The sequence below is a fragment of the Achromobacter sp. ACM01 genome, assembly GCF_014851745.1.
In the GTDB taxonomy this organism is placed as follows: domain Bacteria; phylum Pseudomonadota; class Gammaproteobacteria; order Burkholderiales; family Burkholderiaceae_B; genus Achromobacter; species Achromobacter aegrifaciens.
Genome location: NZ_JACVAF010000005.1, coordinates 89721 through 105548 on the forward strand (window position 1 = coordinate 89721; position 15828 = coordinate 105548).

Below are 15828 nucleotides of genomic sequence, written 5' to 3' on the forward strand. Positions count from 1 at the left end.
CCCGGCAGCGTGGATAGCGCCGAGCCGTCCCTTGTTTACGGCGCGGTCAGGACAGCAGAAAGGACGCGACCGGATCCACCTGCTCGTCCGAGATCAAGGTGGGCGCATGGCCCACGCCGGCCACTTCATGGGCCTGCGCCCGCGGATTGCGCTTGAGCATTTCCTCGACCGTGGCGCGCGTCAGCAAGTCGGATTCCGCGCCGCGCACGATCAGCACGGGACACGGCAGGGAATCATACGAACGCCACAGGATCTGTTCGCCGGCCGCCAGTTCCTCGGGAGTCTGCGCGGCCAGGGCCTGCGACAGCGCCAGGTCGTAATGCTTGACCCATTTGTCGCCCTGCTGGGGATACAGATAGCGCGCCAGTTCCGCCCACTGCGCGTCGGTATGCGGGCCGAACGTGACGGAGTTGGCGCGCATGGTGGCCACGGCCTCTTCGAAGCTCGCGAACTCGCCCGGCTCGCCCACATACTGCCCGATGCGCGCCAGGGCGCCCGTCTCCAGACGAGGCCCGACGTCGTTGAGCACCAGTTTGTCCAGGTGGAAGCCTTGCTCGGGCGGCAGCATGCCCGCGTGCGGGCGCATGGCCAGCATGGCGCGCGCGAACACGGCCGCGCCCGACAACGCCAGGCCGATGAGCCCCCCCATGGACGTACCCACCCAAGCCAGCCGCGCCGGCTTCAGGCGCGCCAGCAGGGTCACCATGTCCGAGACGTACTGCGGCACCGTGTAAAACGCGGGATTGGCCAGCCAGTCGGAACGGCCGCGTCCCACCACGTCCGGGCAGACCACGCGATAGCGCCCCGCCAGCCGCCGCGCCAGCGTATCGAAGTCCCGCCCGCTGCGGGTCAGGCCATGTACGCAGACCAGCACCTGGTCGTTGCCCGGGTCGCCCCATTCCCAGTAGGCCATGCGGTGCAGGCCCGCCGGGCTGGCGCATGTGACGAAATCCAAACGGGGTTCCAGGCTGGCGTCCACCATCGATACACTCCACGAGTCGTTGCGCGCCATGGCGAAGGCGCGCCAGGCCGGTATCTTATAGGACGGCAGGCTGCGCCGCCGCAACACCCGGCGGTGCGGTTCTGGACTATCGGCCCGGTCGTCGCTACGATCCTTGCATCCGGATCGCCGCCCCCACCTCCACGCACCGCGGGGTGCCTTTGCCTATCGAGGCGATCCAATCATTAAATTGGAGTTGCGGACCTGTTAGGATCAGACTCGGAAGTTTCAAGCATTGCCAGATCAGTCATCCCAAAATTGATATGGAGTCCGTATGCAGCAGAGCAGTCCTTCCTCGCCGTTGGCCGCCGGCCATCAATCCGCCAGTTCCCCTCCCCCCGAACCTCCCAAAGTGCTCCAGGACGTCCTGGCCCGCGCCGATGTCCGCATCAACGGCAACCGCCCCTGGGACATACAGGTTCATGACAAGCATATGTACGAGCGCGTCTTCGCCAGCTGGTCGCTGGGCCTGGGCGAATCCTACATGGACGGCGAATGGGACTGCGACCAGCTCGACGAACTGTTCACCCGCCTGCTGCGCGCCGACATGGGGTCGGCGGCGCTGGGCCTGGCGCGCGTCAAGCTGATCGCCGAGCACCTGCGCCACAAGCTGTTCAACCTGCAGTCCAAGAACCGCGCGTTCGAGGTCGGCGAACAGCATTACGACGCGGGCAACGACGTGTTCGAGGCCATGCTGGACAGCCGCATGATCTACTCCTGCGCCTACTGGGAAAACGCCCAGACGCTGGAAGAAGCGCAACTGGCCAAGCTGGAGATGATCTGCCGCAAGCTGCAGCTGCGCGAAGGCGAGACGCTGCTGGACATCGGCTGCGGCTGGGGCGGACTGGCGCGCTTTGCCGCCGAACGCTACGGCGTCAAGGTCACCGGCGTGACCGTGTCCAAGGAGCAACTGGCCCTGGCGCAGGAAAGGGTCCAGGGCCTGCCCGTGCAACTGCTGCTGCAGGATTACCGCGACCTGCAGGGTAGTTTCGACAAGGTGGTGTCGGTGGGCATGTTCGAGCATGTCGGCCCCAAGAACTACGACACCTACTTCAGCAACGTGCAGCGCCTGATGGCGCCGGACGGCGTGTTCCTGCTGCACACCATCGGCATCGCCTCCACCAGCCAGAGCACCGATCCCTGGATCGACCGCTACGTGTTCCCCAACGGCAAGCTGCCGTCCGCGCGCGAGATCGCCGCCGCCGTGGAAGGCCGCTTCATCATTGAAGACTGGCACAACTTCGGCGCCGATTACGACCGTACCCTGATGGCGTGGTGGGACAACTTCGAACGCGCCTGGCCCGGACTGGAATCGCGCTACGGCAACCGCTTCTACCGCATGTGGAAGTACTACCTGATGTGCTGCGCGGGCTTTTTCCGCTCGCGCGAGGGCCAGCTCTGGCAAGTGATGCTGACCCACCCGCAACGCCAGGAAATGTACCGTTCGCTGCGCTGAACGCGGTGACGCCATCGCCAGAAAGCCGCCCTTTAAGGGCGGCTTTCTTTTCTGCCGCGCCCACGGTAGATTCAGCGCCCTGCAGCGTCCTCGCGGATCATGTCGGCGGCCCGCTCCGCGATCATGATGGTCGGCGAATTGGTGTTGCCCGACGTGATCAAAGGCATCACCGAGGCGTCGGCCACACGCAGGCCCTCCAGGCCATGGACGCGCAGCCGCGCGTCCACCACCGCCCCGCCGTCCGCGTCGCGTCCCATCGCGCAGGTCCCTACCGGATGGAAGATGGTGGTGCCGATCTTGCCGGCCGCTTCCCGCAGCTCGGCGTCCGTCTGGAACGCAGGTCCCGGCAGCCACTCCTGCGGCTGGTAGCGCTGCAAGGCTGGCGCCGCCGCGATCCGCCGCACCAGGCGGATCGAGTCCGCCGCCACGCGCAGGTCTTCCTCGGTGCTCAGATACCTGGGCGTGATGGCCGGCGCGCCCTGCGGCCCCTGCGCATGCACGCTGCCGCGCGAGGTCGGCCGCAGATTGCACACGCTGGCGGTGAAGGCGTCAAAGCCATGCAGCGGTTCGCCAAACGCGCCCAGCGACAGCGGCTGCACGTGGAATTCGACGTTGGCGCGCGCCTGGCCCGGATCCGACTTGGCAAACGCGCCCAACTGCGACGGCGCCATGCTCATCGGGCCGCTGCGCTTGAGCAGGTACTCCAGGCCGATGCCGGCCTTGCCCAACCAGGTGGAGGCGATGCGGTTCAGCGTCTTCACGCCCTGCACCTGGATGATGACGCGCAGTTGCAGATGGTCCTGCAGGTTCTCGCCCACGCCCGGCAAGGCGTGCTGCAAGGCGATGCCGCTTTCGCGCAGGCGCGCGGGCTCGCCCACGCCGGAGAGTTCCAGCAGGTGCGGCGTGTTGACCGCGCCAGCCGCCAGCACCACCTCGCGGCGCGCGCGCAAGGTAGCGCTCTGGCCGTTGCGGCGCAGCTGCACGCCGACGCAGCGCTTGCCCTCGAACACCAGTTGCTCGGCATGGGCGCCCGTCATCACGCGCAGGTTCGGACGCTTTTGCACCGGCCGCAGGAATGCCTTGGCGGTATTCCAGCGCCAGCCGCCGCGCTGGTTCACTTCGAAATAGCCGCAGCCGAAATTGTCGCCGCGGTTGAAGTCCTGCACGCGCGGAATGCCCTCCTGCTCGGCCGCGCCGGCAAAGGCTTCCAGGATGTCCCAGCGCAGGCGCTGCGATTCCACGCGCCATTCGCCGCCTGCGCCATGGAATTCGTCCGCGCCGCGGTGATAGTCCTCGCTGCGCTTGAACACCGGCAGCACCTGGTCCCAGCCCCAGGCGGGGTCGCCGGACAGTTCGGCCCAGTCCTCGTAGTCCTGGCGCTGGCCGCGCATGTAGATCATGCCGTTGATCGATGAACTGCCGCCCAGCACGCGGCCGCGCGGGTAGATCAGGGAACGGCCGCCCAGACCGGCTTCCGCCGCGGTGCGGTACATCCAGTCGGTCCTGGGATTGCCGATGCAATGCAGGTAGCCCACGGGGATATGGATCCAGTGGTAGTTGTCGCGGCCACCTGCTTCCAGCAGCAGCACCTGCACGGCAGGGTCGCGGCTCAGGCGGTTGGCCAGCACGCAGCCGGCCGAGCCCGCGCCAACGATGATGTAGTCGTATGTCTCCATAAGCTCTTCTTATCTTCTTGCCGGGGCGGTACGCCTGCGGACTGGGTGAGCCGACCCGGCTCTGGCGACCTTGCGCGCGCCGGGCATCTACCGTGACTCTCGCGCAGCCGGGTGGAACTGTCCAATGAATTGTTGAAAAACGGTTTATAAGCAACTTAAATAATGCTCAGCCCCTTTTGCTCGCCGCCTACTCCGGGAATCGCCCCATGGACCTCAAGCACATCCGCACTTTTGCCGCCGTGGCCCGCGAGGGCAACCTGACGCGCGCGGCCGAGCATCTGCACCTGACCCAGCCCGCGCTCAGCCTGCAGTTGAAGAACTTCCAGGAATCGCTGGACCTGACCTTGTTCTCGCGCACCGCCCAAGGCTTGGCGCCCAACGCCGACGGCCGCGCGCTGCTGCCTTCCGCGCAGCGCATCCTGGACGCGCTGGACGACTTCCAGCGCGCCCTGGGCGCCCTGCGCGACACCGTCCAGGGCGATCTGCGCATTGGCACCATCCTCGATCCGGAATTCCTGCGCCTGGGCGCCACGCTGCAATACCTGGTGGAGCACTATCCCAAGATCCGCCCCACCCTGCGCCACGGCATGTCCGGATCGGTGGCGAAACAGGTACGGGCGGGCGAACTGGACGTGGGTTTTTCCCTCGGCCCGCAAGGACGTGACGCGGCGCCCGCCGGGCTTGAAGCAATGCCGCTCGCCTCCTTCGCCTATTTCGTCGTGGCTCCCAAGGGCTGGGGCGCGCAGGTGGCCGGCCGCGACTGGGCCGCGATCGCCGCCCTGCCCTGGATCTGGACGCCGCCGGATTCGGTGCACCACCGGCTGCTGTCGGACAAGTTCGACGCGCTGGGCGTCGCGCCCAACGCCGTGGCCGAAGTGGACCAGGAAGCGTCGATGCTGGACCTGGTGCGCTCGGGCGTGGGCCTGTCGCTGGCGCGCGACTCCGTCGCGCTGCGCGAATCCCAGGCCAGCGGGCTGGTGCTGGTCAAGGGCCTGGCGATCCAGGCCGAACTCGCCTTCATCACCCAGGCCTCCCGCCGCAGCGATCCCCTGGTCGCCGCTGCCTTCGCCGCCGTCCAGGCGGCGTTTGCCTAGACCGCTGCGCTGCGCCAAACGGGTGCGGCGCCGCACAGGAATATGCACCGCCTTGATGCACGCCGGCCGGGGCGGTGCGACGCGCGACGCGGCCGCAAAAGCGATCCTGAGGCCGCTTTCCCTATGAAGCGCCCGGCGCGCCCACTCGCGCCGCTGACCGCCGGCATCCCTGGCATGGACTTTGCTTGATGATTCATGCGCGGGCCGCAAGGCCGGCGAGACAACTAGAGCAGTAACGGCAATGGCGCCCCGACCGCAAGGTCCAGGGCGCCTTTGCGTTTTCTGAAACCCGAATACCCAAGCCCACGGGGACATCCCATGAAAGTAGCGGCCTCATCCGATTCTCTGCAGACCCTCGTCGTCATCGGCAACGGCATGGTGGGCCACCATTGCGTCGAACAACTCATCGCCGGCGGCGCGCTTGCGCGCTACCGCATCCACGTCTACGGCGAAGAAAGCCGCCGCGCCTACGACCGCGTGCACCTGTCCGAATACCTGAACGGACGCGACGCCGAATCGATGGCGCTGGGCGACGCGGCGCTGTATGAACAGGAAGGCGTGACCGTGCACCTGGGCACGCCGGTGCTGGAGATCGACCGCCGCCGGCGCGAGATCGTGACCGCGCGCGGCCGCGGCGCCTACGACAAACTGATACTTGCGACGGGCTCCTACCCCTTCGTGCCGCCGATCACGGGCGCGGAAGGCGCATCGCGCCTGGTGTACCGCACGCTCGACGACCTGGACCTGATCCGCGCGGCCGCCCACGGCGCGCGCCGCGGCGTGGTGGTGGGCGGCGGCCTGCTGGGGCTGGAAGCCGCCCATGCGCTGAAGTCGCTGAAGCTGGAGGCGCACGTGGTCGAATTCGCGCCGCGCCTGATGCCGGTGCAGCTGGACGAGCAAGGCGGCGCGGCGCTCAAGGCGCGCATCGAGGCGATGGGCGTGGGCGTGCACCTGTCGCGCGCCACCCAGGACATCAAGCCCGGCACGCAGTACCGCTACCGCATGCGCTTTGCCGAAGGCGCGCCGCTGGAAACCGACCTGATCGTGTTTTCGGCCGGCATCCGGCCGCAGGTGACGCTGGCGCGCAAGGCCGGGCTGACGCTGGCCGAGCGCGGCGGCGTGGCCATCGACGATAAGTGCCGCAGCAGCGATGAGCACATCTACGCCATCGGCGAATGCGCGGCCTGGAACGGCAGCGTGTTCGGGCTGGTGGCGCCCGGCTACCAGATGGCGCGCACGGTGGCGGCGGCGCTGTGCGGCAGCGGCCAGCAGACATTCAGCGGCGCCGACATGTCCACCAAGCTCAAGCTGCTGGGCGTGGACGTGGGCTCGATCGGCGACGCCCACGGCGCCACGCCCGGCGCGCGCAGCTACCGCTACATCGACGAAGCCGGCGCCGGCTACCGCCGCCTGGTGGTGTCCGCCGACGGCAAGCGCGTGCTGGGCGCGGTGCTGGTGGGCGACAACAGCTACTACGACACGCTGCTGCAATACGTGCAGAACGGCATCGCGCCGCCCGCGGACCCGGCCAGCCTGATCCTGCCGCAGGGCCAAGGTGCGCCGCTCCTGGGCGTGGATGCGCTGCCCGCCGCCGCCACCATCTGTTCCTGCCATAACGTGAGCAAGGGCGCGGTCTGCGCCGCGATCGACGGCGGCTGCGCCGACCTGGCCGCGGTCAAGGGCCGCACCAGGGCGGCTTCCGGCTGCGGCGGCTGCGCCAGCCTGCTCAAGCAGGTGGTCGAACACGAACTGGCCAGCCGCGGCGTGGCCGTGGACAAGAGCCTGTGCGAACACTTTCCCCACACCCGCCAGGAGCTGTACGCCATCGTGCGCGTCAACGGCATCGAATCCTTCGACGAGCTCCTGGCCAGCCACGGGCGCGGCCAGCAGGGTTGCGACATCTGCAAACCCGCGGTGGGCTCCATCCTGGCCTCGTGCTGGAACCGCCCGATCCAGGATCCCCACCTGGTGCCGCTGCAGGACACCAACGACACTTTCATGGCCAACATGCAGAAGAACGGCACCTACTCGGTGGTGCCGCGCATCCCGGCGGGCGAGATCACGCCGGACGGCCTGATCGCCATCGGCGCGGTTGCCAAGAAATACAAGCTGTACACCAAGATCACCGGCGGCCAGCGCATCGACCTGTTCGGCGCGCAGCTGCATGAACTGCCGGACATCTGGACGGAATTGATCGCCGCCGGCTTCGAGACCGGCCATGCCTACGGCAAGTCCACCCGCACGGTGAAATCCTGCGTCGGCAGCACCTGGTGCCGCTATGGCGTGCAGGACAGCGTCAAGATGGCGTTGGACATTGAACACCGCTACAAGGGCCTGCGCTCGCCGCACAAGCTGAAGTTCGCCGTATCCGGCTGCACCCGCGAATGCGCCGAGGCGCAGAGCAAGGACATCGGCGTCATCGCCACCGAGAACGGCTGGAACCTCTACGTCTGCGGCAACGGCGGCATGCGCCCGCGGCACGCGGAGCTGTTCGCCACCGACCTGGACGACGCCGCCCTCATCCGCACCATAGACCGCCTCTTGATGTTCTACATCCGCACCGCCGACAAGCTGCAGCGCACCTCGGTCTGGCGCGAATCGCTGGAGGGCGGCCTGGACTACCTGAAGCAGGTGGTGCTGGAGGACAGCCTGGGCCTGTGCGCGGAGCTGGAAGCGCAGATGCAGCTGGTGGTCGACCGCTACGAATGCGAATGGGCCAACGCGCTGAACGATCCGGAAAAGCTCAAGCGCTTCCGCACCTTCGTCAACGACGCCAGCGCCGACCCCGGCATCCGGTTCGTGCAGGAACGCGGCCAGCCCCGACCCGCTCCCGCGCGCGTCATCGCCATTACCGAGGAGATTGCCTGATGGACGCCCTGATCCACAAACCCCAAGACTGGCGACCGGTTTGCCGGCGCCAGGATCTGGTGCCAAATTCCGGCGTGGTGGCGCTGGTGGATGGCGCGCAGATTGCCTTGTTTTACGTGCCGCAAGCCGCGGGCGACGGCGTTTATGCGATCGATAACCGCGACCCCAAGTCCGGCGCCAACGTCATCGGCCGCGGCATCGTCGGCCACGTAGGCGGCGAACTCGTCGTGGCCTCGCCGCTCTACAAGCAACACTTCCGGCTCGCCGACGGCGCGTGCGTGCAGTACCCGGAGCAACGGCTGCGGACCTGGCGGGCGCGCTTGAACGGCGATGCGGTGGAGATCGCCTGAAACGCAACGCCGCCGGCTCAGCCCAGCCCGATGCGCCGGGCGCCCGTCCTGAACAGCGCCTCGGCATCTCCGGCCAGGCGGAAGGCCGCCAGGAAGTCGTCCACGCAGTATGAGGGATGCGTCTTGCGGATCGCGGCCAGCAGGCCGGAGGTCTCATCGTCCTTGCCGGCTATCGCCAGGCAGCAGGCCGCGATCGCCAGGATGTGCACATGGGCGTTGGGGCGGGCCGCCGCCTTCAGCGCCCAGCCGGCGGCTTCCTCGAACCGGCCCAGGCGTACCAACGCCAATGCGCGCACGGCCAGCATGCCGAACAGCAGCGGGTCGTACGGGCTCAGGTCGCGCGAATGGTCGGACGAGCCTATTGCGGCCTCGGCGTCGCCCGACTGGCAATGGACGAAGCCCAGGGTGTAGTGCGCCAGGGCGAAATTCGGGCTCAAATCCACGGCGCGCGTCAACTCGGCCAGCGATTGATCCTGGCTGCCGCGCAGCCATAGCGCCCGGCCCATGGCCCAATGCGCCGCCGGGTCGCGGTCATCGGCGATCAGGCCCTGGCCGGCGGCTTCGAACGCCATGTCGATGGCCGGCGCCTGCTCGCCCCAACGCTGGAACGCGTCCTGCCAATGGGTGAATGACAAGCCCGCGTAGGCCCGCGAGAACGTCGGATCGAGCCTCAAGGCCATCTCGAAAAAGTGCCGCGCCTGCTCGTTGTCGGCGCGGTTGAAGCGGTACATATGCCACAGGCCGCGGTGATGGGCCTGCCAGGCGTCCAGGGAGTTCGGCGGCTTCAGAATGGCCCGGTTGCGCTCGGCGGCCTCGATTTCGATGTCGATGGCGGCCACGATCCGGTTGCCGATTTCGTCCAGGGCCAACAGGGCATCGTCCAGCTGCCGGTCGTAGACGTCCGCCCACACGATGCGCGCGGTCCGGGCTTCTATGAGTTCAACGGCTACGGCGATGCGGTCTTGCCGACGCTGCAGCCACCCGCTCACGACATAGTCCACATTGAGCGTACGGCCGGCCTCGTCGGGTCCCACGTTGCGCTGGTCCAGCGCGAACACCGTGCCTTGCGCTATGACGAACAGGCTGCGCAGCTTGGCCAGCCGGGTGATGATGTCATAGGCCAGGCCATCGGCCAGCCCGCCGCGCACGCCGGCCTGCGCCGAGCGGTCCACGAAGGGCATCACCGCGATCGACGCGCGGCCCGCGCGCTCCGCGGACGCCGCCTCTGACGCCGCTCCTGGCGCCGCCTCGAGCCGCGGCGTCTCGCTTGCCCGCCCCCTCAGATTCCGCCACGTATCGCGCAAGGGCCGCCAGTCCAGCCCGTCCGCCTCGAAGGCGCGCACCGCCGCGGCCAGATGCTCCTCGCCTTCGCGCCATTGACCGCGCTGCGCCAGCAAGCCCAGCAGCAGCTCATGCGCACGCCGGTCGAAGGGCGCGAGCTGCAGCCACTTATCCAGGCAGGCGAAGGTATCGCCCGACCCTGCCGGAAGGCTGGCCGCCAGATGTTCCAGGACCGCGGCATGGCAGGCCCTCAAACGCCGGCGCTGCGCGGTCAGCCAGTTGTTGAAAAAGGGGTTGCGGTCGATCTCCAGCCCCTCGAGGAAATCGCCCGAAAACAGCGCGGCCAGCGCTTGCAGCCGCCCGCAGTCCAGCTGGGCGATGCCCTGCTGCATCGCGCTGCCGATTTCGATGGCGTCGACGTGGCAGTCGACGAGGCCCAGCCTCACCGTGTCCTGCACGGTCTCCACCCTGCGCCGGCCGGGCTCGTCCAGCAGAGTCCTGGCCTTGCTGAGACACCAGCGCAGCTCGCCGCGCGGATCGTTGGGAACGTCCCACAGCAGTTCGCACAGATGCGCGCGTTGCACGGGATGCGGGGCCAACGCCAGATAGGCAATGAGCGCGCGCAGCTTGCGCGACGGCGGCAGCGCCAGGGCCGTGCCCGCCCGGCTGATCGCCATGGGTCCGAGCAGGCGCAACCGGACCTCGCCGCCGGGGACGGAACCGGACGGCTGCGCGGGGCCGGCCGAACCCTCGGCCGATTCCACGCCGGCTACCACGCCCGCCTCCATGGCCCGCTCTTAACTTGGATTCCGGGAAGCACGGCACACGCAAACCCGCGCGGCGCCGGTTGCGGTTCCCCGGCAGGCCCGCATCGCGCACTGCCGCATACACAGAGCCTTAACGGAGACAGACCATGTCCATTTCCTCCCTCGCCACCAGCCCCGTGCGCGATTCCGCGCAGCCCGACCTGGCCGCCTTGAAGACACGCCAGCAGGGCACCTGGGCTTCCGGGGACTATGCCGTAGTCGGCACCACGCTGCAGATCGTAGGAGAACAGCTGTGCGAATCGCTGGACGTCCGCGCCGGACAAAAGGTGCTTGATGTCGCCGCCGGCAACGGCAATGCCTCGCTGGCCGCCGCCCGCCGCTGGTGCGATGTCGTTTCGACCGACTATGTGCCCGCGCTGCTGGGACGCGGCCGCGAACGCGCCGCCGCCGAGCACTTGAAGATCGAATTCCAGGAAGCCGACGCCGAGGCCCTGCCGTTCCCGGATGGCGGATTCGACGCGGTCGTCTCGACCTTCGGGGTGATGTTCACCCCCGACCAGGACCAGGCGGCCGCCGAAATGGTCCGCGTCTGCCGCGCTGGCGGCAAGATCGGCCTGGCCAACTGGACGCCTGACGGTTTCATCGGCCAGGTCTTCAAGACCATCGGCAAGCATCTGCCGCCGCCCGCCGGGGTCAAGTCGCCGGCGCTGTGGGGCACCCGGGCGCGCATCGACGAAATGTTCGGTCCGCATGCCTCGTCGATCCAGGCCGAGCCCCGCCACTTCGTGTTCCGCTACCGCTCCCCGGAACACTGGCTGCAGGTCTTCAAGACCTACTACGGCCCCCTGCTCAAGGCGTTCGGCGCATTGGACCCGGCGGCGCAAGCCACGCTGACCAGCGACCTCATGGTGCAAATAGACCGGTATAACTGCTCTGGCGATGGCACGATGGTCGTACCCAGCGAATACCTGGAGATCGTGGTGACGCGCCGGTGACCGGACTTTGATGCCTGGCTTGGGCCGGTCCGGGCCATCCACGCGGACAGCGGACGGGAAGCGATCCATGGCGCAACGCCTTCACGGCCGCCCGCGGAATGGCCCGGGCGGCCGATGTAGAGCAACCATACGATGAGGTAGGCAATGGCGTGCCGGCCATTGCCGGACGGGGTGCGAGCCCTTATGCGGAATCATACGCCCGCCATGGCTCGCGCGCCGCTATAGCGCCGAGGCCAGCGCGTACTCCATATACAGCTGCCGCAGCTCGCGGCACACGGGTCCGGGCCGGCCCGTGCCGATGGGCTGGCCGTCCAGCTCGATGACCGGCAGCACGAAGTGCAATGCCGACGTCAACACCAGCTCCGTCGCCCGCCGGCATTCGTCCAGCGTGAACTTGCGTTCTTCCACCGCCACCCCGCGCTTGGCGGCCAACGCCAGCACCGCGGCGCGCGTGCAGCCCGGCAGTATCTCGCGCGACAAGGGCCGCACCACGATCCGTCCTTGCGCATCCACCAGCAGCGCGCTCGACGACGAGCCTTCCGTCACCACGCCGTCGGCATCGACCATCAACGCCTCGAACGCGCCCGCGCCCTGCGCGGCCTGCTTGGCCAGCACCTGGGCGATCAGCGACACGCTCTTGATGTCGCGCCGCTGCCAGCGCATGTCCGGCACGCTTGCCACCCGCACGCCAGATTCCGCCAGCGGATTCACGCGCAAGGACTTCTGGCTGACGTACATCATCACGGTGGGCTCGACGTCGGCGGGAAAAGCGAAGTCGCGCTTGCTATCCGCGCCGCGCGTCACCTGCACATAGACGGACCCTTCGCGCAAGCCGTTGCGCAGCACCAGTTCGCGGCAACGCGCCAGCAGCGTGTCGCGCGGCAGCGGATTGCGGATGCCGACTTCGGCCAGGCTGCGCGCCAGGCGGGCGGCGTGCCGCTCGAACTCCAGCAGCAGGCCGTCGATCACCGCGATCACCTCATAGACGCCGTCGCCAAAAAGAAAGCCCCGGTCCAGCGCCGGGATGACGGCCTGCTCGGCCGGAACAAGAATGCCGTTGATATGGAAAATGGAGGACATGGAAGTTCTTGTGGGTAAGGGAAATCAGTGGCTGATGATGCGGGACAGGAAGGCGCGCGAGCGCGCCGACGCGGCGTTGCCGAAGAACGCCTCGGCGCTGGCGTCGTCGACGATCTCTCCGGACTCCATGAACACGACGCGGTCGGCGACGCGGCGCGCGAATCCCATTTCGTGCGTGACGACCATCATGGTCATGCCGTCGCGCGCCAGCCCCGTCATCACATCCAGCACTTCGCCGATCATTTCCGGATCCAGCGCCGAAGTCGGCTCGTCGAACAGCATCACCACCGGGTCCATGGCCAGCGCCCGCGCAATCGCGACCCGCTGCTGCTGGCCGCCCGAAAGCTGTCCCGGATGCTTGCCGCCATGCGCCGCCACGCCGACGCGCTCCAATAGCGTGGCCGCCTTCTCCAAAGCCTGCGCGCGGCTGCGGCCCAGCACGCTGACTTGCCCCAGGCAGACGTTCTCCAGCACCGTCAGATGCGGGAACAGCTCGAAATGCTGGAACACCATGCCGACGCGGGCGCGCAGCTTGGGCAGGTCCGTGCCGGGCGCGCCCACGTCGGTGCCGTCGACCACGATGCGGCCCGCATCGAAGGGTTCCAGCCGGTTCACGCATTTGATCAGCGTGGACTTGCCCGACCCGGACGGCCCGCAGACCACCACGACCTCGCCGCGCCGCACGCGCAGCGAACATTGCTTGAGCACCGGCAGATCGCCGTAGCGCTTGCCGACCTGTTCGATCTCGATCATGTATGTAGACTCCTCATGGAAACAGCTTCAGGCCCCGATTCGGGCGCGCAGCGCCCGCACGCCGCGCGAAGCGGTGAACGAGATCACGAAAAACACCAGCGCCACCAGCATGTACATCTCCACCAGGCGGTTGTCGCGCTGCGCGATCTTGGTCGCGGCTCCAAGGAAATCCGTGAGCGACAGGACATAGACCAGCGCCGTTTCCTGGAAGATGACGATCACCTGCGTCAGCAGCACCGGCAGCATGTTGCGGAACGCCTGCGGCAGGATCACCTTGCGCAGCACCTGTCCGTGGGTGAGGCCCAGGGCGCTGCCCGCCGCATACTGGCCATGCCCCACGCTGCCCACGCCTGCCCGGATGATCTCGGAGAAATACGCGGCCTCGAACAGGATGAAGGTAATGAAGGCCGACCCCATGGCGCCCAGCACGATGGGCCGCTCAGCCCCCGTAACCGCCTGCAATGCGTAAGGCAGGATGAAATAGATCAGGAAGATCACCAGCACCAGCGGCAGCGAGCGGAACAGGTTCACATACACCGTGGCGGGCCAGGCCAGCAGACGGCCGCCGTACAGCCGCGCAATCGCCAGCAAGGTGCCCAGCAGCAGGCCGCCCACGGTCGACGTGAAGGTCAGCAGCAGGGTAAAGCGCAGGCCCGACAGGATCAGGTACGGCAGCGCATCGACGATGGCTTGCAGGTCGAAATCCGTCATGCCCTGCCCCCTTTCGCCGCACGCCCGCCGACTGCGCGCCCCGGAATGCGCAACTTGTATTCGAGCGCCCGCATCACCACGATCACAATCAGGTTGAGCGCCAGATACGCCATGGTCGCGGTCAGGAACGCCTCGAACACCTGGAACGAAAACTCCTGCATCGCGTGAGCCTGGGCGGTCAGTTCCGCCAGCCCGATGGTCAGCGCCACCGAAGTGTTCTTGATGGTGTTCAGGCAATCCGAAGTCATGGTGGGCAGGACCGTGCGCAGCGCATTCGGCAACAGCACGTGCCAGTACAGCTGGGGCAAGGTCAGTCCCAGCGCCAGGCCCGCGTTGCGCTGCCCTTTTGGCAGGGCCTCGATCCCGGCGCGCAGCTGTTCGCCGATGCGCGCCGACATGTACATGCCGATGGCCAGCGCCGCCGTGTAGAAGGACGCGTCGGGCAACTGCTTGATCCAGTCTCCGGCCGCGGCAGGCAGCAGCTCCGGCAAGACGAAGTACCACAGGAACATCTGCACGATCAGCGGGATGTTCCGGAACACTTCCACATAGACGGCCCCCGCCGCGCGCACCCCGCGGTAAGGCAGCGTGCGCGCCACGCCAACCGCCAGGCCCAGCGCCAGCGCGATCAGCCACGCCAGCGCCGCGGTCTTGACCGTCACGCTCAACCCGTCCAGCAGGGTTTGCAGATAGGTTTGCCCGCCATCGGGCGACGGGGCCAGCAGCACGCCCCAATTCCATTGATATGCCATGCTTTTCTCGATGATCAGGCCGCGCGCGGTCCCGGCCCCCGGGGCGGGGCCGCGCATCGGCGTATTGCGGCAGGTTCCGGGCCTAGCGGTAGGCGGCGGGATCGCCCGAATCGGTGGGCGTGGCGACCACGCGCTTGAGCGCCTCGCTCATCGCCACGTTCAGGTTGATACCCTTGGGCGGCAGCGGGCTGCGGTACCAGCGGTCATACAGCGCCTGGAACTCGCCGCTGGCATAGAGCGTCTTGATGGTGTCGTCCACCAGCGCCTTGAACTGCGGATCGTCGCGGCGCAGCATGATGGCGTAGGGTTCGATCGACAGAGACTCGTCGGACACCTCGTAGCGGTCCGGCTGCTTGGCGTTGGCGATCAGGCCGTAGAGCAGGATGTCGTCCATGACGAAAGCGGCGGCGCGGCCGGTCTCGACCATCAGAAAGCCTTCCGCGTGTTCCTTCACGGGCACGATCCTCATGCCCAGCCCGCGCTTTTCGTTCAGCTCGTTGATCTGGCGGATGTTCGCGGTCCCGGAGGTCGAGGCCACGACCTTGCCCTTCAGATCGTCGACGCTGCGCAACTTGGAAGACTTCTGGCTGAGGAACCGGTTGCCGGTGACGAAGGTCGTGACCGAGAACGCCACCTGCTGCTGGCGGTCCAGGGTGTTGGAAGTCGAGGCGCATTCCAGGTCTATGGTGCCGTTGCCCATCAGCGGAATGCGCGTGGCGGAGGTGACGGGCAGATACTTCACCTGGATGTCGCTGCGTTTCAGACGGGCCTGCACCGCGCTGACGATGCGATTGCAGATGTCGATCGAGTAGCCGACGGGCTTCTGGTTGCCGTCGTAGTAGGAAAACGGAATCGAGGTCTCGCGATGGCCGATGGTGATCGCGCCGGTGTCCGCGACCTTCTTCAGCGTGCCGTTCAGCTGCTGGGCCGCGACGGGGCCTGCCATTGCAACCGTCAATGCCGCGATCAATGCCTTGATGGAAAGTGCCATGCTTTTCTCCTTGGGATTCATGTACTTGTGGGGTGCTGCGCAGGACTCGCCGCC

13 protein-coding genes are annotated in these 15828 nt (G+C 67.5%); 5 read left to right on the top strand and 8 right to left on the bottom strand.

Features of this window, described 5'->3' with window-relative positions; all coding sequences use genetic code 11:
• Positions 1-46 precede the first annotated feature (46 nt).
• The gene (locus IB268_RS23155; protein WP_192354949.1) at positions 47-982 is read right to left on the bottom strand and encodes an alpha/beta fold hydrolase; all 936 of its coding nucleotides are present in this window, start codon (positions 980-982) and stop codon (positions 47-49) included.
• Between the two features lie 292 nt (positions 983-1274).
• On the opposite strand from IB268_RS23155, the gene cfa reads away from it, so the two are divergent.
• Entirely contained in the window at positions 1275-2456 is a 1182-nt protein-coding gene (cfa, locus tag IB268_RS23160; protein WP_119451265.1) for a cyclopropane fatty acyl phospholipid synthase, read from the top strand.
• Between the two features lie 71 nt (positions 2457-2527).
• Here the strand turns inward: cfa and IB268_RS23165 are convergent, their stop codons facing one another.
• Entirely contained in the window at positions 2528-4132 is a 1605-nt protein-coding gene (locus IB268_RS23165) for a GMC family oxidoreductase (RefSeq protein WP_054456238.1), read from the bottom strand.
• Positions 4133-4338: 206 nt separating this feature from the next.
• On the opposite strand from IB268_RS23165, the gene IB268_RS23170 reads away from it, so the two are divergent.
• The 3 genes from IB268_RS23170 (at position 4339) to nirD (ending at position 8444) form a co-directional block, all read left to right on the top strand.
• A complete protein-coding gene (locus IB268_RS23170) occupies positions 4339-5226 on the top strand; it encodes a LysR family transcriptional regulator (protein ID WP_054456237.1) in 888 nt (295 codons plus the stop codon).
• Between the two features lie 318 nt (positions 5227-5544).
• Positions 5545-8094 (top strand): nitrite reductase large subunit NirB, encoded by a 2550-nt coding sequence (gene nirB / locus IB268_RS23175; RefSeq protein ID WP_192354876.1) that lies wholly within the window; start codon positions 5545-5547, stop codon positions 8092-8094.
• A complete protein-coding gene (gene nirD / locus IB268_RS23180; RefSeq protein ID WP_175213666.1) occupies positions 8094-8444 on the top strand; it encodes a nitrite reductase small subunit NirD in 351 nt (116 codons plus the stop codon). Before nirB ends, nirD begins: the two co-directional genes overlap by 1 nt.
• A gap of 17 nt (positions 8445-8461) precedes the next feature.
• Here the strand turns inward: nirD and IB268_RS23185 are convergent, their stop codons facing one another.
• On the bottom strand, positions 8462-10513 hold the full coding sequence (locus tag IB268_RS23185) for a transcriptional regulator (protein ID WP_192354877.1): 2052 nt from the start codon (positions 10511-10513) through the stop codon (positions 8462-8464).
• A gap of 125 nt (positions 10514-10638) precedes the next feature.
• Between IB268_RS23185 and IB268_RS23190 the strand changes: the two genes are divergently transcribed.
• Positions 10639-11487 (top strand): class I SAM-dependent methyltransferase, encoded by an 849-nt coding sequence (locus tag IB268_RS23190; RefSeq protein ID WP_192354878.1) that lies wholly within the window; start codon positions 10639-10641, stop codon positions 11485-11487.
• Positions 11488-11706: 219 nt separating this feature from the next.
• On the opposite strand, the gene IB268_RS23195 is transcribed toward IB268_RS23190, so the two are convergent.
• The 5 genes from IB268_RS23195 to IB268_RS23215 form a co-directional block, all read right to left on the bottom strand.
• Positions 11707-12567 carry a D-amino acid aminotransferase gene (locus IB268_RS23195; RefSeq protein WP_192354879.1) on the bottom strand — a complete coding sequence of 287 codons (861 nt, stop codon included), beginning with the start codon at positions 12565-12567 and terminating at the stop codon, positions 11707-11709.
• 24 nt (positions 12568-12591) lie between these two features.
• Positions 12592-13320, bottom strand: a complete 729-nt coding sequence (locus IB268_RS23200) for an amino acid ABC transporter ATP-binding protein (protein ID WP_175162230.1) — start codon at positions 13318-13320, stop codon at positions 12592-12594.
• Between the two features lie 27 nt (positions 13321-13347).
• A complete protein-coding gene (locus IB268_RS23205; RefSeq protein WP_054456230.1) occupies positions 13348-14031 on the bottom strand; it encodes an amino acid ABC transporter permease in 684 nt (227 codons plus the stop codon).
• Positions 14028-14783 (bottom strand): amino acid ABC transporter permease, encoded by a 756-nt coding sequence (locus tag IB268_RS23210; RefSeq protein ID WP_054456483.1) that lies wholly within the window; start codon positions 14781-14783, stop codon positions 14028-14030. Before IB268_RS23210 ends, IB268_RS23205 begins: the two co-directional genes overlap by 4 nt.
• A gap of 82 nt (positions 14784-14865) precedes the next feature.
• On the bottom strand, positions 14866-15774 hold the full coding sequence (locus IB268_RS23215; RefSeq protein ID WP_192354880.1) for a transporter substrate-binding domain-containing protein: 909 nt from the start codon (positions 15772-15774) through the stop codon (positions 14866-14868).
• Between the last annotated feature and the right edge of the window lie 54 nt (positions 15775-15828).

Excerpts from the sequence above, each read along its gene's own strand:
- IB268_RS23155 (WP_192354949.1), bottom strand. The coding sequence starts at position 982 with ATGGTGGACGCCAGCCTGGAACCCCGTTTGGATTTCGTCACATGCGCC.
- cfa (WP_119451265.1), top strand. The coding sequence starts at position 1,275 with ATGCAGCAGAGCAGTCCTTCCTCGCCGTTGGCCGCCGGCCATCAATCC.
- IB268_RS23165 (WP_054456238.1), bottom strand. The coding sequence starts at position 4,132 with ATGGAGACATACGACTACATCATCGTTGGCGCGGGCTCGGCCGGCTGC.
- IB268_RS23170 (WP_054456237.1), top strand. The coding sequence starts at position 4,339 with ATGGACCTCAAGCACATCCGCACTTTTGCCGCCGTGGCCCGCGAGGGC.
- nirB (WP_192354876.1), top strand. The coding sequence starts at position 5,545 with ATGAAAGTAGCGGCCTCATCCGATTCTCTGCAGACCCTCGTCGTCATC.
- nirD (WP_175213666.1), top strand. The coding sequence starts at position 8,094 with ATGGACGCCCTGATCCACAAACCCCAAGACTGGCGACCGGTTTGCCGG.
- IB268_RS23185 (WP_192354877.1), bottom strand. The coding sequence starts at position 10,513 with ATGGAGGCGGGCGTGGTAGCCGGCGTGGAATCGGCCGAGGGTTCGGCC.
- IB268_RS23190 (WP_192354878.1), top strand. The coding sequence starts at position 10,639 with ATGTCCATTTCCTCCCTCGCCACCAGCCCCGTGCGCGATTCCGCGCAG.
- IB268_RS23195 (WP_192354879.1), bottom strand. The coding sequence starts at position 12,567 with ATGTCCTCCATTTTCCATATCAACGGCATTCTTGTTCCGGCCGAGCAG.
- IB268_RS23200 (WP_175162230.1), bottom strand. The coding sequence starts at position 13,320 with ATGATCGAGATCGAACAGGTCGGCAAGCGCTACGGCGATCTGCCGGTG.
- IB268_RS23205 (WP_054456230.1), bottom strand. The coding sequence starts at position 14,031 with ATGACGGATTTCGACCTGCAAGCCATCGTCGATGCGCTGCCGTACCTG.
- IB268_RS23210 (WP_054456483.1), bottom strand. The coding sequence starts at position 14,783 with ATGGCATATCAATGGAATTGGGGCGTGCTGCTGGCCCCGTCGCCCGAT.
- IB268_RS23215 (WP_192354880.1), bottom strand. The coding sequence starts at position 15,774 with ATGGCACTTTCCATCAAGGCATTGATCGCGGCATTGACGGTTGCAATG.